We start from the raw sequence: 529 nt of genomic DNA on the forward strand, positions 1-529 counted from the left end.
GGGCAGCAGAACGGGCAGCTCCTTCGAGGTCATCGTCTTGTAGCGCTGCAGCTCGGCCACGGCCGCTCTATCCGTACAGAGGGGAAGACAATTGCGAAGCATCGGCAGCATCACGAAGCGGTCTTCCATGATCTTGAAACGCTGCGTCGCCCAGAAGGAAACGGCGGCCATCGACGCGGCCGTAGCCTCCTTCTCCGTACGCCCGAAGATCAGCACGGAATAGGTGGCCCGCAGCGGACGTGCCCCCTTGTTGACGCTCTCATAGATCGTATCGAAGCTCGCCTTTTTGTCGGCGAGAACGGGCACGAACTTGAGCAGCGGCCCGTAAGCCTGCTGCGTCACCCATTGACGTTTCTTTTCGAGCGAGCTTTTCGTTTTGTCCGAATTGGGAAAGATCACGTTCATCACCACGGCATAGTTCTGATGAATGCCCTGGTTCTGCCCCGAGAGGTCGCCGACATACTGCACGGCTTCGCCGAAATAAAAGACTTCGGGCAGGCGCTTCGCGGAAAGCACCTTCACGAAGCAG

At 58.4% G+C, this 529-nt stretch carries 1 protein-coding gene; it reads right to left on the minus strand.

The window, feature by feature from the left end; genetic code table 11:
- On the minus strand, positions 1–529 hold a 529-nt coding region (locus tag H6A60_RS12395; RefSeq protein ID WP_205105076.1), incomplete at both ends, for a TraC family protein.

It is taken from the genome of Sutterella massiliensis, assembly GCF_016899755.1.
Taxonomy (GTDB): domain Bacteria; phylum Pseudomonadota; class Gammaproteobacteria; order Burkholderiales; family Burkholderiaceae_F; genus Sutterella; species Sutterella massiliensis.